Origin of the sequence: Dyella sp. 2YAF14 (assembly GCF_052114725.1) — a bacterium.
GTDB lineage: Bacteria > Pseudomonadota > Gammaproteobacteria > Xanthomonadales > Rhodanobacteraceae > Dyella.
Map to the genome: position 1 here is coordinate 204496 of NZ_JBFRFH010000004.1, position 14355 is coordinate 218850.

Consider the following 14355-nt stretch of genomic DNA (forward strand, 5'->3'; position numbering starts at 1 on the left):
TCACTGATCTGCGGTACGCGCAGGCAGCGCATGACCGGGATGGTCACACGAACCCAGCATTATCGCATGGAACCGTGCCACTTCGGGCATCGGGAAAAGCGGGCTATCTCAAGGGGATAAGCGAGATCGGAACGCCTCGTTGCGAGGCGTCACGCGATCCCTCCCAAAAGAGCGATGGTGGCCCAAGCGCCCATCGCTCCGCTGGTTCCGGCCCTACGCGACCGGAACACGACCCGTCACCGCGCGGCGACTGCCATCGCCGCCACGGTGACGTCAGTCGTCCTTGCCACCGGGCACGGTCAGCCCGATGAATCCACTCTGGTCGCCATGGCGGACCAGCAAAAGCACGGTATCGCCCGGCTTCGCGCCCTTGGTGGCCTCGCGGAAAGCCGCTGCCGTGCCCACCTTGGTCTGGTTGACCATCAGAATCACGTCGCCCGGCTGCAAGCCGGCCCGCGTCGCCACCGCACCGCTCACCTGGCTGATACCCACGCCTTCGCCAGCCTTGAGGCCAAGCTGCTGGCGACTGTCGCCGTCAAGATCCTGAACGGACAGGCCCAGGGCGCTGGCCGCCGCCTTGGCCGCCGGCTGCTCTGTGTCGGCGGCGGCCATCTTGGCGTTCTTGTCGCGCGGCATTTCCGCCACGGTGACCGGCACATTCTCGCGTTTGCCGTCACGCAGTATCTCAAGGGTGGCCTTGCTGCCCGGGGGCGTCTGGCCCACCAGCGGCGGCAGGTCCGCACTTTGATTGATGCTCTGGCCGTTGTACGCAAGGATCACATCGCCTGGACGGATGCCCGCCTTGTCGGCAGCGCTGCCCTTGTTCACCTGCGTCACGGCCGCGCCGCTCGCATTGTCGAGCTTCAGCGCCTTGACCATGTCGTCGCTGACCTGCTGCACCATCACGCCCAGCTGGCCGCGCGACACATAACCCTTCTCCTTGATCTGCTTGACCACGTTCATGGCCACGTCGATCGGAATGGAGAAGGCCACGCCCTGGTAGCCGCCGGTATTGGAATAGATCTGCGAATTGACGCCGACCACGCGGCCCTGCAGGTCGAACAACGGACCGCCCGAATTGCCGCGATTGATCGGCACGTCGGTCTGGATGAACGAGGTATACGGCTGATCCTGGCTGCCCAGGTTGCGTCCCACCGCACTGACGATGCCTTGCGTCACGGTGTAATCAAAACCGAACGGCGAACCGATCGCCAACACCCACTGGCCCGGCTTGAGCGTGCGCGAGTCGCCAATCGACACCGGCGACAGGCCGCCCTTCGGGTCCACCTTGAGCAGTGCAATGTCGTATTGCGGATCGCTGCCCACCACCTTGGCCGTGAGCACGCGGCGATCCTGCAGGCGCACGGTCACCGTGTCGGCGCCGTCCACCACGTGATTATTGGTGAGCACATAGCCATCACCGGAGATGATGAAACCCGAGCCCAGCGAAGTGTGCTGCTGCTCTTCCGGCGAAGGCATCATCGGCATGCCGAAGAAGCGCCGCAGCATGTCCATCTGCGGATCGTCGTCATCGTCCGGCGCATCGGGCATGCCACGCGCGCCCTGACGGGCCTTCGTCTGCTTCTTGCCGTTGAACTTGGCCTCGACGTGCACCACCGAGGGCGCGTTCTTCTGCACGATGCCGGTGAAATCGGGCAGGCCCGACATCGCCGGCGCCGCGCTCTGGGCCTGCACGCCGCCGGCCAGGGCCAAGCTCATCAAGACGCTGCACGACAGCGTCCGCAAGACAAGTCGATTCATGCACTACTCTCCTTCTGCGTCTCGGGCACACCATGCCAGCCCGCAGATCAGGCAGGCATGGATGGGTGAAAGGGAACGATCAGGCCGCGGCAAGGGACACACGGCCTGGGATCATTGCGGTCCGGCGGCGGACTGCGCGGGCTGCTGGTCCGGGTGAATCAGCAGCAGGTAGCGGCCATCGCCATTGCTGACGACCGGATAGCGTGCGACGCGGTAGGGCGTGAGGCTGTTGCGCGAATACAGCGGCGTGCCACTGTCACCCTCCAGCGTGGCCGAGGCCTGCTGGCTCATCTTGTACGGCACTTCGGAATAGACGTTGAGCCCCGGCGGCGCCACGGCCGGCGATTCCGCCTGCGCGACCTGGGTGTTGCCTTGTGCGGCCGGAGCCGCTGCCGAAGCGACTTGCGGCGAGAGACGATCAGCGCCCTGCCCGGCCGGCTGGGCCACCATCAGCGCGGCCACAGCCACGCCAGCGGCAATCGCGCCGCCGGCAGACCAGTGCAGCCAATGCCGCCGCTTGCCCTGCTGCACGGTGACGCCTTCGCGCTCGATCGCCTGCATCACGCGGGTAGCAAAATCCGCGGAGGCCAGCGCCGGCAACTCGCGACGCAGACCGTCACGGGCGACGTGATAGCGGGACCACTCCTGCTGCAGCGACGCATCGTGATCGAGCCGGCGCAGCAGAAAGCGCAATTCTTCCTTGGACAGTTGCCCGTCCATGCCAGCAGAAAGGTTTTCGCGTTGATGATCTGTCATGGGTTCTTGCCCTCGCGGTCCGACAACAGCGGCCGCAATTTTTCATCGATAGCTTCGCGCGCCCGAAATATACGTGAACGTACCGTACCGATCGGACAGCCCATCGCCTCGGCGATTTCCTCGTAGCTGAGGCCGTCCACTTCACGCAGGGTGATCGCGGTGCGCAATTCCTCAGGCAAGGCTTGGACAGTGGAAAATACCGTTTGTTCAATTTCCTGTCGCATGAGTTCGCGCTCGGGGGTGGCGCTCTCATGCATGCGGTCGGCGCCGGGGACGAAAGCGGCATCGTCGATGGCGATATCGTCGGCCGGCGGGCGGCGGCTCATGGCCACCAGATGGTTCTTGGCCGTATTGACGGCAATCTTGTACAGCCAAGTATAGAAAGCACTCTCGCCACGGAACGACCCGATCGCCCTCCAGGCGCGGATGAAGGCCTCCTGGGCCACGTCTTCACATTCTGCGTGGTTCTTCAGATAACGGGAGACCAGGCCCACGACCTTGTGCTGGTACTTGCGCACCAGTAGATCGAAGGCCCGTTTGTCCCCCTGTTGGACGCGCTCGACCAGCGCGCTGTCCAGTTCATTTTCGCCCATCCGGGCCATCTCCTTCGTCGATGCTGCCACGCGCCCTGGGATGCCTTGTGAATGGATGCGAGCTGCTCAGACAAGAACTTCACGTTCTAGTTCAGAGTGACCCCCATCCCCGGGACGACAAGTGCGCCAACGCGGCGACACCGATGGTGGAAACGCATGGGCACTCCTAAGGGAGCACCGGTCATGACGAAAGGACCACCACCGCCCCAGCAGTGCGGCCCACGGGCGCATCGGGCGCCCTACCCTTGAGTATGGGGCTCTTCGCGGCGCACGCAAGTCATGCGGCGGTATCGCTGATGCCGGCCAGCAGGCGCTGGCGCTCCAGCAACAGCTTCTCGAACACCGGCTGCGGCAGCGGACGGCAGAACAGGAAGCCCTGCAGTTCATCGCAGTCGTTGGCGCGCAGGAATTCCATGTGCTGCTCGGTCTCCACGCCCTCGGCCACTACGCCACGCTTGAGGCGGTGCGCCATCTCGATGGTGGCGCGCACGATAGCCTCGTCATCGGGATCCACGCCGATGTTCTTGACGAAACTCTGGTCGATCTTGATGCGGTCGGCCGGCAGCTTGCGCAGGTAATCGAGCGAAGCGGCACCGGTGCCGAAGTCGTCGATCGCGATGCGCACGCCTAGCCGGTGCAGACCTTGCAAGTTCTCCACCAGGTTGGGCGCGGCCTTGATGCTGATGCTTTCGGTGATCTCCATTTCCAGCAGGTTGGCCTCCAGCCCGCTTTCATCGAGCGCGGCCGAGACCACTTCCAGCAGGTTGGGCTGCATCAGCTGCACCGCCGACAGATTCACGCCCAGTCGCAGGCCGAGACCGAAGCGGCGCTCCCATTCCTGGGCGTGCCGGCAGGCCGCGCGCAATACCCATTCGCCGATGGAAACGATCAGCCCGGTTTCCTCGGCCAGTGGAATGAAAAAGCCCGGGCCGATGAAACCCAGTTCCGGGTGCTCCCAGCGAACCAGCGCCTCCATGCCCACGATGTCTTCAGTGACCGCATCCACCTGCGGCTGGTAGAACACGCGCAGCTCGCCCTTGTGCTCGGCATGGCGCAGGCCGGATTTCAACGCGAGGTTCTGCTGCTGCGACTGTTCGGCACTGCCTTCGAAAATCTGATAGTTGTTGCGGCCCAGACTCTTGGCGGCATACATCGCCTCGTCGGCGTGCTTGAGCAGCGTATCGGCGTCGGGGGCATCGTCGGGGAAGAAGCTCACGCCGATCGACGCCGTCACTTGCAGCTCCGTGCCGTCGTCGATGCGCAAAGGAGCGCCCATCACCTGCACGATCTTCTCGGCGATGCGCAGCACGTCTTCGTTCTTGACGATATGACGCAGGATCACCACGAATTCGTCGCCGGCATAGCGCGCCACCGTATCGGAGGCACGCACGCTGCCGCGCAAGCGCTGCGTGGTGGTCAGCAACACCTGGTCGCCGACCGCGTGACCCAGTGTGTCGTTGACGGTCTTGAAGCGATCCAGATCGACGAACAGCAACGCAAAGCACTCGCCCGTGCGATTGGCCTCGCGGATCACCGTATCCAGTCGGTCGTTGAACAACAGGCGATTGGGCAGGCCGGTCAAGGCATCGAGCAGACCTTCGGCGCGGCCTTGCTCACGCGTATGACGCAACTCGATCGCGTGCGCGAATCGCGACGCGGCGCACCGAAGTACAGGCTGCACGATGTCCAGCGCCGGCAGCGGCTGGCGCGTACCGACCAGCAAGGCGCCCAGCACGGTGCGTCGCTCGTCCTGCAGCGGCCAGCCCGCAAAACCGGCCAGACCCAGCTGCGCGAGCAAGGGATCCATCGGCGCAAGCCGTCCGGCATCGGCCTGATGCAGCATGGCCTGACCCGACAGCACCAGCCGCAACGAACTTTGCAGATGCGGCCCTGGCCACAGCTGCTCGTCGCCACGCCAGTACTGCACGAGCTGTACCGGCGCACCGCCTTCGTCGGGTCGCGCGGACCAGACTGCAACATAGTCCAGGCCCATTTCCTCGAACAACAGGCGGGCCGCTTCGGTGATGCCTTCGTCGCCGCTGCCGGCGGCGAACATGCGTGCCAGCAAGCTGAGCGCCACTTCGGCGCGGGCACTGGCCCGATCGCTGCGGAACATCAAGGCGACCGCGTCGCGACCGGCGTGCTGAATCGCACGTGCGCTGGCCTCGCCAGCATCGGCACCACGCGATGAACGTCGACGGCCGGCATGCCACTGGCGCGAACCTTCGGCAATCACCTGCTCGATGGTCGCATCCTTGAAGGCCAGCACGTCCTTGAGCGGCCGGCCGCGCAATTCGTGATCGCCCAGCCCGCTGTTGCGCGCCACGGCCGGACTGAAATCGACCAGCTGGCCACGCACGGGGTCGACGATCAACCACTCGCTGTCGACCTCGTCGAAGGCAAAGCGATAGTCGCCACCCGTTGACGTTGCCAGGCCTTCGCCGCTGCTGTCCTGTCGCGCAACCATGCGATGGACCCGCTGCCAGCGCGAGAGCAGTTCGTGCTCGATCTGCGAGGCATACAGCCAATCGGCAATGCCCGCTGGCAACACATTGGGCTTGAGCACGGCTGCGTCGTCGAGCACGGCCAGAATGGGCGCCCCGATGCAGGCCGGTACGCCGCGCAAAACATCGATGCCCGCCATGCCCTCGCGACCATCGCCCTCGAACACGATCACGATCAGCGCCAGCGGCGGCCGACCCTCGAGCAGGATGCCTGCGTGGGTGGCATCGCGGGCGGAATGCACCACGAAATGCCCGTCACGATCGAACGTGTCGAACAGGGCTCGGCGCAGCTCACGCTGCGCGGCAACGACCAGGATGCCCGCGTTGCTCGTCATATCAGAGGATCCAACGACCGTCGCGCAGGCGCGGACGCTGGGCGGGCTCGGACTGGCAGCTCAGGCGCACCAGCACGTCGTTGAAACTGGCCACGAAGGACTCCGGCGGATCGAGCATGACCACGCGGCGCACGTGCCCGGACGTGGCGCGCGCCAACTGTCGCAGCAGGGTGGCGTCGGCCATCGGCAGCGGGAGCGGCAGGCGCTGCAGCAGATAGATGCCGAAATGATTGCTCTGCAGCATGTAGCGCAGCGCGATATTGAGGCGTTGGGAACCGGGCAAGCCGACGTGCTCCTCGCGCAGGTTGCCCAGTCCCAACTCCGGATTCCACAAGTAGACGGCCTGTCCGCTCCGCCGTACCAGCGGGCGCAACAGCCCGACCAGGCCGACCTTGTCCCCGCCCTCGAGCGCAATCAAATTGCCCCGGGCCGCTAGGATGCGCTCGAGGATTTCGGCGCCGCCCTGCAAGGGGCTGGCGGGAGTGGCGATGGAGGTATTCATTCGGGTCTAAATTACGTGTTCTGCGTCGGTTCGCATAGGGAGGGACCAAGCCTCGCCGGAAACGGTGGCGTATTTCATGCGGCAGCGCACAGCACGGGTTTTTACAGGGTGTTCATCCTCCCCCGGGTCGTCTCGCAATCCTCGCTACGGGAGGGTATGGTGCAAGGCCTCGTGGCCACTCTCTTTATCCCCATGTTCGAAGGATTGCGCTTCAATCATTGGAAGACGAGCCTGGATGACAGCGGCATCGTCACCCTCTCCCTCGATCGCGCCGGCAGCAAGGTCAACGCCATTTCGCGCGACGTGCTGGACGAACTGGGCCAGATCGTGGAGCGCCTGGCCATCGAGAAGCCGGCCGGCGTGCTGATCCATTCGGCCAAGCCGTTCGGCTTTGCCGTAGGCGCTGACATCAAGGAATTCGTCACCTACGCCCAACAGGGCACGGTGCTGGAGAACATCGAGAACGGCCAGCGCGTGTACGAATCGCTGGCGCGCCTGCCTTGCCCCACCGTGGCAGCCATCCATGGCGCCTGCATGGGCGGCGGCACCGAACTGATCCTGGCCTGCCGCCAGCGCATCGCCGCCGATGACGACAAGACGCGCATCGGGCTGCCCGAAGTGATGCTGGGCATCCATCCGGGTTGGGGCGGCACGGCCCGCCTTCCGCGATTGATCGGCGCCACCGATGCCCTGCCCGTCATGCTTACCGGCAAGGCTTTGTCGGCCAAACGCGCCTTGGCACTGGGCGTGGTCGACCGGCTCGCACCGCCCGCCGAATTGCTGGCCGAGGCCCGCGCCCTGCTGCGTCGCCCGCATGCACGCCCGTTCGCCCTGCGCGCGAAAGCCTGGGCTACCAACACCTGGCTGGCGCGCCAGCTGCTCGCGCCGATGGTGATCAAACAGACGGCCGCCAAGGTACGCAAGGAGCACTACCCCGCACCGTTCGCCTTGATCGACGTATGGAAACGCGGAGGCGCCAGCATCCAGCAACGCCTCAAGCTCGAGGCGCGCTCGGTGGCCAAGCTGGCCGAAACCTCGACGGCGCAGAACCTGATCCGCATCTTCTTCTTGCAGGAACGCATGAAGAGTCAAGGCAGCGGTATCGAGCACGGCATCAAGCATGTGCACGTAGTCGGCGCTGGCGTGATGGGCGGCGATATCGCGGCCTGGGCGGCCTTCAAGGGCTTCGAGGTCACGCTGCAGGACCGCGAGATGAAGTTCATCCAGCCCGCGCTGGATCGCGCCCGCCAGCTCTACGAAAAGAAGCTCAAGACGGCCGACAAGGTCGATGCGGCGGTTCGTCGCCTGCGCGCCGACGTGGAAGGCAAAGGCGTGGCCACGGCCGACCTGGCGATCGAAGCGATCTTCGAGAATGCCGAGGCGAAGAAGGCGCTGTACGCGACCATCGAGCCGCAGTTCCAATCCAACGAACTGCTCGCCACCAATACGTCGAGCATTCCGCTGGACGAACTGCGCGTCGGCCTGAAGGCGCCACAGCGCTTCCTTGGCCTGCACTTCTTCAACCCGGTGGCGCAGATGCCGCTGGTGGAAGTGGTACGTCACGATCAGCTCGATGCGAACGCCGAGCAGCGCGCGCTCGCCTTCTGCAAGGCTATCGGCAAGTTGCCGGTGGCGGTCAAAGGAACCCCAGGCTTCCTGGTCAATCGCATCCTGATGCCTTACCTGCTCGAAGCCATGCGTCTGTACAGCGAAGGCGTGCCGGGCCCGGTGCTCGACAAGGAAGCAAAGAAATTCGGCATGCCGATGGGCCCGATCGAACTGGCCGACACGGTAGGCCTGGACGTCTGTGCGTCCGTCGGCAAGGAGCTCGCTCCCTTCCTTGGACTGGAATTGCCGCCCGGCCTGGAAGACAAGCTGGCTGCCGGCAAACGTGGCAAGAAGGACGGTCAGGGCATCTATGTCTGGCAGGACGGCAAGCCCGTGAAACCGGAAGTCGATCCCGACTATGCCGTTCCCGCCGACCTGCAGGACCGCATGATCCTTCCCATGGTCAACGAAGCCGTAGCCTGCCTGGCCGACCAGGTGGTCGACGATGCCGACCTGCTCGATGCCGGCGTGATCTTCGGCACCGGTTTTGCCCCGTTCCGCGGCGGTCCGATCCAGTACGTGCGCAGCGAAGGCGCCGCCGTGGTGAAGGGCAAACTCGAACGCCTCGCCCAGCGTTATGGCGAACGCTTCACGCCGAAGAACGGCTGGGATTTGCCGACGCTCGCCAAGACGGGTTTCGATTTACCCACCGGTGACGCGCAAGGTGACGATGCCGACGCCTGATCGACCCTCGTATGCACCAAAAAAAAACGCCCGGCATCGACCGGGCGTTTTTTCGTCGGCGTGCTTAAAGCGATCCGCTTACCACATCAAATCATCCGGCACGCCATCTTCGCCGACGCTACCAGTGCTGCCCGGCTCCACCAGCAAGGCGATCTGGTTGGCGTCGACCGCCTTCACCTGTTCGGCAAGCTCGCGCGTCACCACCAGGTAACGTCCCTGCTGCTGCACCACGCCAAGCTCACCCGCATTGATCGCCTTGAGTTGATCAGCGTCGACATGCACGCGGCGAATCTTGCCGCCGTATTCGAAATGCCGAACATGATCGACGTCAGGCTTGTTCAAGGTCTTGCCGTCCAGCAACTGCTGGATCTTCAGCTTGCGCTCGCGACGAACACGCGCTTCCTCGGCCGCCGCCTGCTCGGCACGCTTGCGCTCATTCGCTTCGGTCTGTGCGCGGATCGCATAAGCCTTGGCCAGGTCGATCTCCTCCTGGCTCTTGGGGCCGGAAGGCTTGCCGTGCGGCTTGTGCTGGCCCGGCTTGCCGCCCTTGGACGGCGAACCGCCCTGGCGCTGCGGGTAAGACTTGCCAGCGGGCGGCGCCGGCGGGCGCTTCTCTTCGCGGACCTGTTTGACGATGCCGCTCTTGAGCAGCTGATCGCGCAGGGAATCGGCCATGGTTGAAACTCGCTTGCTGTAGTGCTGTTACGAAAAGAGAGAGATCGATCAATAGTGCGGCGGCGGTGGCTCGCTGTGCGGATCATGCCCTTGCGAACCACGCAACGAGGACAGCTCGCTGCGCAATCCACGAATGACATCCTCCAGCGCAGCCAGACGCATCGACAGCTCCGCATCGGCTGAAGCCAGCGCGTTCACCGTGTCATCGACAAAGGTGAGCCGCACTTCCAGCTCCGTCAATCGTTGCTGCAAGGTGTCGTCGGACATGCTCACTGCCTCAGGCTGCGACCGCGACCGATACCGTAGTACGCCAGGCCCGCCTCTTCCACTGCGGCCGGATCGTAGAGATTGCGGCCATCGAACACTGCCGGTTCGGCGAGCATGCTGCGGATGCGGACGAAATCGGGACTGCGGAAGGCCTTCCACTCCGTCACGATCGCGAGCACGTCGGCACCATCGAGTGCCTGATAGGCGCTGTCGCACAGCACCAGATCGTCGCGATCGCCATAGATGCGATGCGTCTCGTGGCGTGCTTCCGGATCGAACGCGCGCACTTTGGCGCGCGCCTTCCACAAGGCCTCCATCAGGTTGCGGCTCGATGCCTCGCGCATGTCATCTGTGTTCGGCTTGAAGGCCAGGCCCCACAGGGCAATCGTCTTGCCCGCGAGTTCGCCATTGAAGTGACGCGAAATCAGCTCGAACAGCTTGGTCTTCTGATCGTGGTTCACCGACTCCACCGCACCCAGCAAACGGGCGCTGTAACCGACGCCGCGCGCGGTGCGCTCCAGCGCCTGTACGTCCTTGGGGAAACACGAGCCACCGTAACCCGCACCCGGATAGATGAAGTGGTAGCCGATGCGCGGATCCGAACCGATACCCTGGCGCACCAGCTCGATGTCCGCACCCACCCGCTCGGCGATATTGGCGATCTCGTTCATGAAGCTGATCTTGGTGGCGAGCATCGCGTTCGCCGCGTACTTGGTCAGCTCGGCGGAACGCTCGTCCATCACCACCGTGCGATCGTGGTTGCGATTGAACGGTGCATACAGCTTGCGCAACACGCCGATGGCGCGTTCGCTGGAGCTGCCGATGACGATGCGGTCGGGGCGCAGGCAGTCTTCCACTGCGTCGCCTTCCTTCAGGAATTCCGGATTGGACACCACGTCGAACTCGACGGACACGCCGCGCTTGACGAGCTCGCCCGCGATCGCGTCGCGTACCTTGTCCGCCGTGCCCACGGGCACGGTCGACTTGTTCACCACCACCGTGTAACGGTCCATGTGCTGGCCGACCGTTCGCGCCACGCTGAGCACGTACTTCAGATCCGCACTGCCGTCTTCGTCCGGCGGCGTGCCTACGGCAATGAAGACGACCTGGCCGTGCGCAATGCCCGGAGCCGGATCGGTGGTGAAGTCCAGCTGTCCGCTCGCATGGTTGCGCTTGACCAGAGGCTCCAGGCCCGGCTCATAAATGGGGATGTCGCCGTTCTTCAGGCGCTCCACCTTGCCCGCGTCGATATCAACGCAGACCACGTGGTTGCCCATTTCCGCCAGGCAGGCGCCGGTGACCAAACCCACATAGCCGGTGCCGAAAATCGTGACCTTCATTGTCGTGAAAACTCCAGGAGACAAGAATCCGATTCTAACAGGCCCGCCCTGACCACGGCTGCAGACCAAGCGCCGCCCCGCGACCAAAAGCCGCCGGCCACAAAAGACACGGGGCGCGAATTGCTTCGCGCCCCGTGGATGGTTCAACCAGCTTTGGTGGCGATTACTTCGCGCCGCCAGCCTGATCAGCAGCGGCCGTCGGGCCGGTCTTGACCAGGGTGACGTCGAAGATGATCGTCGAGTTCGGCGGGAAGCCGTTCTGCGGCTGGGCGCCGTAGGCGATGTTGGACGGGATGAAGAACTTGTAGTGACCGCCAACCTGCATCAGCTGCATGCCTTCACGGAAGCCCGGAATCACGCCAGCGAGCGGGATGGAAGCGGCGCCGCCGCCTTCATGCTTGGACGAATCGTCGAACACTTCGCCGTTCACGAACGAACCGACGTAGTTGACCTGCACGGTGTCGCTCGGACCCGGGCGGGCGCCCGTACCCTGGCTGATCACCTGGTACTGCAGACCCGAAGCGGTGGTCTTCACGCCCGGCGCGGTCTTGTTCTTGGCGAGGAATGCAGCGCCTTCGCTCTGGTTCTTGGAGGCGACCTGGGTGTACTCGGCCTTGGCCTTGGCCTGCAGATTGGCCACGAACGCGTCACGAACCTGCTTGGCTTCGGCTTCGCTCATGGTCGGCTTCTGGCCCGACAGGGCGGACTGCAGCGCGCGAGCGACCGTAGCCGGATCCACTTCAGCGCGAACCAGCGGCGGCAGCGAGCTGGCCAGATCCCAACCGACCACGTAGCTGGCCTTGGTCTTGTCCACGGCAGCCGGAGCTGCGGCGGCGGGGGCGGCTGCGGGCTTCGCGGCCTGTGCGTGCACGCCAGCGGTCGAGCCCAGAGCAACAGCGAGCGCGGCCGCCGTCAGCGTGGGACGCAGAAAATGCTTCATGTAGAACTCCCTCGTATTGGATATGCCGGCGCTACCGGACTTAAGGCCCCCCCGATGGAGGCAGGCCCCGCATTGTGCGGTGCTTGCTTAGTCTTGGCAACGATAGTGGCGGTATGACCGTCAGTCGTGATTAAAAGTTCACGTTTCGACGAAAAACGTGGATTTTTACGAATTGTGCACGCGCATTCCCGTAGGCCCGCGCCGCTCAGGATCAGCCATGGCCCTCCCCTGACCGCCCCGGTTTATCCAGGGTGTCGCGCAAAGCCGCCTGAAGTCGCGCATGGACCTGCACGAGGAGGCGCCACAGCAGCCACGCAAGCAGCAGCAAAACCAGCACCAATACAATCGCCACCTCGCGCGGCGGCAGGATGGTCGAGGCCAGGGCCGCCACCAGCAGGCCCAGCACCCACATGGTCGCAAGCGGAATGAAACGCGCCATCACGGCGCGGATGCGCATGTTGTAGGCGCCACCAATGCGTTCGGGAATGCTCAACTCTGCCAGCAGCATGCCGAGCGCCGAGGCCTTGCGATACGCCGCCACAATCATCGGCAGTGAGACGATGGCCGCAATTGACCAGGCCAGGCTGCGCTTTACCTGCGGGCTGTCGGCCAGCCAATCCCAATGGAAGAAACCGCGGCGATACAGGTAGGACATGATCAGAAACGCCGCCACCACCAGCATCATATTGATGATCACGTGCCACACCAGGCGACGGATCATCTTGGCCACCACCACGCCCTGCCCGCCCAGGCTAAGGTTGCCCATCCAGTCCGTATAGGCGCTCAGCAGGCCGGTAAGGCCCTGAGGCAACCGACGCGATAGCCCACTGGCCAACGGATCCGATGCACGGATCAGGTAAGGCGTGAGAAACGTGGTGATGGCCGATACCGCCACCGCCACCGGATAGAGAAAACCGCTGGTCACCTTGAGCGTCAGTCCCAGCGAGGCGATGACAAAAGAAAACTCGCCGATCTGCGCCAGCCCCATGCCCACGCGCAACGAGGTGCGCCCGTTATTGCCCGCCACAAATGTGCCAAAGCTGCAGGTAATGACCTTGCCCAGCACCACGACCGTGGTGACGACGATGATGGGCAGCCAGTACTCCTTGAGCATCGCCGGGTCGATCAGCATGCCGATGGCGACGAAGAAGATCGCACTGAACATGTCGCGCACCGGCCCGATGATGCGCTCGATCCGCTCCACACTCTGCGATTCGCCCACGATCGCACCGATCATGAAGGCGCCGAGCGCCACGCTGTAACCCATCTCGGTGACCAGCAGGCAGAAGCCGAAACACAGCCCGAGCACGGCCACGAGCAGCACGTCGTCGCGACTGACGCGCGCGATGTAATCGATCACGCGGGGCACCAGCAGCAGGCCGACCACCAGCGATACGGCCATGAACAGCGTGAGGCGACCGACGGCAGCCATCGCTTCGCTGGCCTCCAGACCTCCGGTACTGGCGATGCCGGTAAGCAAGGCCATCAGCACGATCGCGATCACGTCCTCGATGATCAGGATCCCGAACATCAGTTGCGCGAAGCGCTCGCGCTTGAGGTCCAGATCATCGAGCGCCTTCATGATGATGGTGGTCGAGGACATCGAAAGCATCGCGCCGAGGAACAGCGCATCCATCGAACTCCAGCCGAAGAAGCGGCCGATCTCGTAGCCCAGCCACAACATCAGCACGATTTCGCACACCGCCGCGACCAGCGCGGCGCCGCCTACCTCGCGCAGCTTTTTCAGGCTGAATTCCAGGCCCAGGGCGAACAGCAGCAGGATCATGCCGAGCTCGGACAAGGTGCGGATGGTCTGCTCGTCGTGGATGAACACCACGGGAAACGTATAAGGCCCCACCAGCACGCCGGCGATGATGTATCCAAGCACGACCGGCTGACGCAGCCGCTGAAAAATCACCGTGGTCAGGCCCGCGATCAGCATGACGGTCGCGAGGTCCTGGATGAAGTGCAAATCGTGCATCAATGAAATCCGTCGGAGCGTTCCGCAAGACTAACAATCGCGCACCCGATGCACAGCACTACGTGATGACGCGGATCATCAGAGCGACAAAATTGGCGCTCGCATCGAACGCGCGGCAAACTCAGGCGCAGCTAACTGCTTGTTGTGATTCATTCGTGAAGAAAAGTTGAAATATTTTCACGACGAACGCTTGACGAAATCTCGATCCCTGTCTATTCTTTCGGGCTTCCAGAGGCACACGGGGCCATAGCTCAGCTGGGAGAGCGCCTGCATGGCATGCAGGAGGTCGGCGGTTCGATCCCGCCTGGCTCCACCAAATTTAGATACGTCCCCATCGTCTAGAGGCCTAGGACATCACCCTTTCACGGTGGCGACCGGGGTTCGAATCCCCGTGGGGACGCCACTCTAC

11 protein-coding genes and 2 tRNA genes are annotated in these 14355 nt (G+C 63.9%); 3 read left to right on the forward strand and 10 right to left on the reverse strand.

Features of this window, described 5'->3' with window-relative positions:
- Positions 1-273: 273 nt before the first annotated feature.
- The 5 genes from AB4Y82_RS09365 to AB4Y82_RS09385 form a co-directional block, all read right to left on the reverse strand.
- Complete coding sequence (locus tag AB4Y82_RS09365; RefSeq protein WP_441603236.1) at positions 274-1761, reverse strand: Do family serine endopeptidase; 1488 nt, start codon at positions 1759-1761, stop codon at positions 274-276.
- Between the two features lie 111 nt (positions 1762-1872).
- Positions 1873-2517: a sigma-E factor negative regulatory protein gene (locus AB4Y82_RS09370; protein ID WP_441603235.1), complete on the reverse strand. Its 645-nt coding sequence runs from the start codon at positions 2515-2517 to the stop codon at positions 1873-1875.
- Positions 2514-3110, reverse strand: a complete 597-nt coding sequence (gene rpoE / locus AB4Y82_RS09375; protein ID WP_046971630.1) for an RNA polymerase sigma factor RpoE — start codon at positions 3108-3110, stop codon at positions 2514-2516. The genes AB4Y82_RS09370 and rpoE overlap by 4 nt, the downstream gene beginning before the upstream one ends.
- Before the next feature lie 277 nt (positions 3111-3387).
- Entirely contained in the window at positions 3388-5949 is a 2562-nt protein-coding gene (locus AB4Y82_RS09380) for a putative bifunctional diguanylate cyclase/phosphodiesterase (RefSeq protein ID WP_441603234.1), read from the reverse strand.
- 1 nt (position 5950) lies between these two features.
- Complete coding sequence (locus AB4Y82_RS09385; protein WP_046971628.1) at positions 5951-6451, reverse strand: hypothetical protein; 501 nt, start codon at positions 6449-6451, stop codon at positions 5951-5953.
- Between the two features lie 192 nt (positions 6452-6643).
- Here AB4Y82_RS09385 and AB4Y82_RS09390 point away from each other — a divergent pair, with 192 nt between their 5' ends.
- Entirely contained in the window at positions 6644-8743 is a 2100-nt protein-coding gene (locus tag AB4Y82_RS09390) for a 3-hydroxyacyl-CoA dehydrogenase NAD-binding domain-containing protein (RefSeq protein WP_441603362.1), read from the forward strand.
- A 78-nt stretch (positions 8744-8821) separates the two neighbouring features.
- Here the strand turns inward: AB4Y82_RS09390 and AB4Y82_RS09395 are convergent, their stop codons facing one another.
- The 5 genes from AB4Y82_RS09395 to AB4Y82_RS09415 form a co-directional block, all read right to left on the reverse strand.
- Entirely contained in the window at positions 8822-9418 is a 597-nt protein-coding gene (locus tag AB4Y82_RS09395) for a DUF2058 domain-containing protein (RefSeq protein WP_441603233.1), read from the reverse strand.
- Between the two features lie 48 nt (positions 9419-9466).
- The gene (locus AB4Y82_RS09400; RefSeq protein WP_441603232.1) at positions 9467-9685 is read right to left on the reverse strand and encodes a SlyX family protein; all 219 of its coding nucleotides are present in this window, start codon (positions 9683-9685) and stop codon (positions 9467-9469) included.
- A 2-nt stretch (positions 9686-9687) separates the two neighbouring features.
- Positions 9688-11025 (reverse strand): UDP-glucose dehydrogenase family protein, encoded by a 1338-nt coding sequence (locus tag AB4Y82_RS09405; RefSeq protein WP_441611250.1) that lies wholly within the window; start codon positions 11023-11025, stop codon positions 9688-9690.
- A gap of 163 nt (positions 11026-11188) precedes the next feature.
- Complete coding sequence (locus AB4Y82_RS09410) at positions 11189-11965, reverse strand: FKBP-type peptidyl-prolyl cis-trans isomerase N-terminal domain-containing protein (RefSeq protein WP_441603230.1); 777 nt, start codon at positions 11963-11965, stop codon at positions 11189-11191.
- A 211-nt stretch (positions 11966-12176) separates the two neighbouring features.
- Complete coding sequence (locus AB4Y82_RS09415; RefSeq protein WP_441611251.1) at positions 12177-13946, reverse strand: cation:proton antiporter; 1770 nt, start codon at positions 13944-13946, stop codon at positions 12177-12179.
- A 240-nt stretch (positions 13947-14186) separates the two neighbouring features.
- On the opposite strand from AB4Y82_RS09415, the gene AB4Y82_RS09420 reads away from it, so the two are divergent.
- Together AB4Y82_RS09420 and AB4Y82_RS09425 are read left to right on the forward strand one after the other, a co-directional pair.
- Positions 14187-14262: transfer RNA gene (locus AB4Y82_RS09420), tRNA-Ala, on the forward strand.
- Positions 14263-14273: 11 nt separating this feature from the next.
- A tRNA-Glu gene (locus tag AB4Y82_RS09425) sits at positions 14274-14349 on the forward strand.
- The last annotated feature ends 6 nt before the right edge of the window (positions 14350-14355 follow it).

Bases quoted from the DNA above. Each gene is read 5' to 3' on its own strand.
- AB4Y82_RS09400 (WP_441603232.1), bottom strand. From the start codon at position 9,685: ATGTCCGACGACACCTTGCAGCAACGATTGACGGAGCTGGAAGTGCGG.
- AB4Y82_RS09415 (WP_441611251.1), bottom strand. From the start codon at position 13,946: ATGCACGATTTGCACTTCATCCAGGACCTCGCGACCGTCATGCTGATC.
- AB4Y82_RS09385 (WP_046971628.1), bottom strand. From the start codon at position 6,451: ATGAATACCTCCATCGCCACTCCCGCCAGCCCCTTGCAGGGCGGCGCC.
- rpoE (WP_046971630.1), bottom strand. From the start codon at position 3,110: ATGGGCGAAAATGAACTGGACAGCGCGCTGGTCGAGCGCGTCCAACAG.
- AB4Y82_RS09405 (WP_441611250.1), bottom strand. From the start codon at position 11,025: ATGAAGGTCACGATTTTCGGCACCGGCTATGTGGGTTTGGTCACCGGC.
- AB4Y82_RS09395 (WP_441603233.1), bottom strand. From the start codon at position 9,418: ATGGCCGATTCCCTGCGCGATCAGCTGCTCAAGAGCGGCATCGTCAAA.
- AB4Y82_RS09370 (WP_441603235.1), bottom strand. From the start codon at position 2,517: ATGACAGATCATCAACGCGAAAACCTTTCTGCTGGCATGGACGGGCAA.
- AB4Y82_RS09410 (WP_441603230.1), bottom strand. From the start codon at position 11,965: ATGAAGCATTTTCTGCGTCCCACGCTGACGGCGGCCGCGCTCGCTGTT.
- AB4Y82_RS09365 (WP_441603236.1), bottom strand. From the start codon at position 1,761: ATGAATCGACTTGTCTTGCGGACGCTGTCGTGCAGCGTCTTGATGAGC.
- AB4Y82_RS09380 (WP_441603234.1), bottom strand. From the start codon at position 5,949: ATGACGAGCAACGCGGGCATCCTGGTCGTTGCCGCGCAGCGTGAGCTG.
- AB4Y82_RS09390 (WP_441603362.1), top strand. From the start codon at position 6,644: ATGTTCGAAGGATTGCGCTTCAATCATTGGAAGACGAGCCTGGATGAC.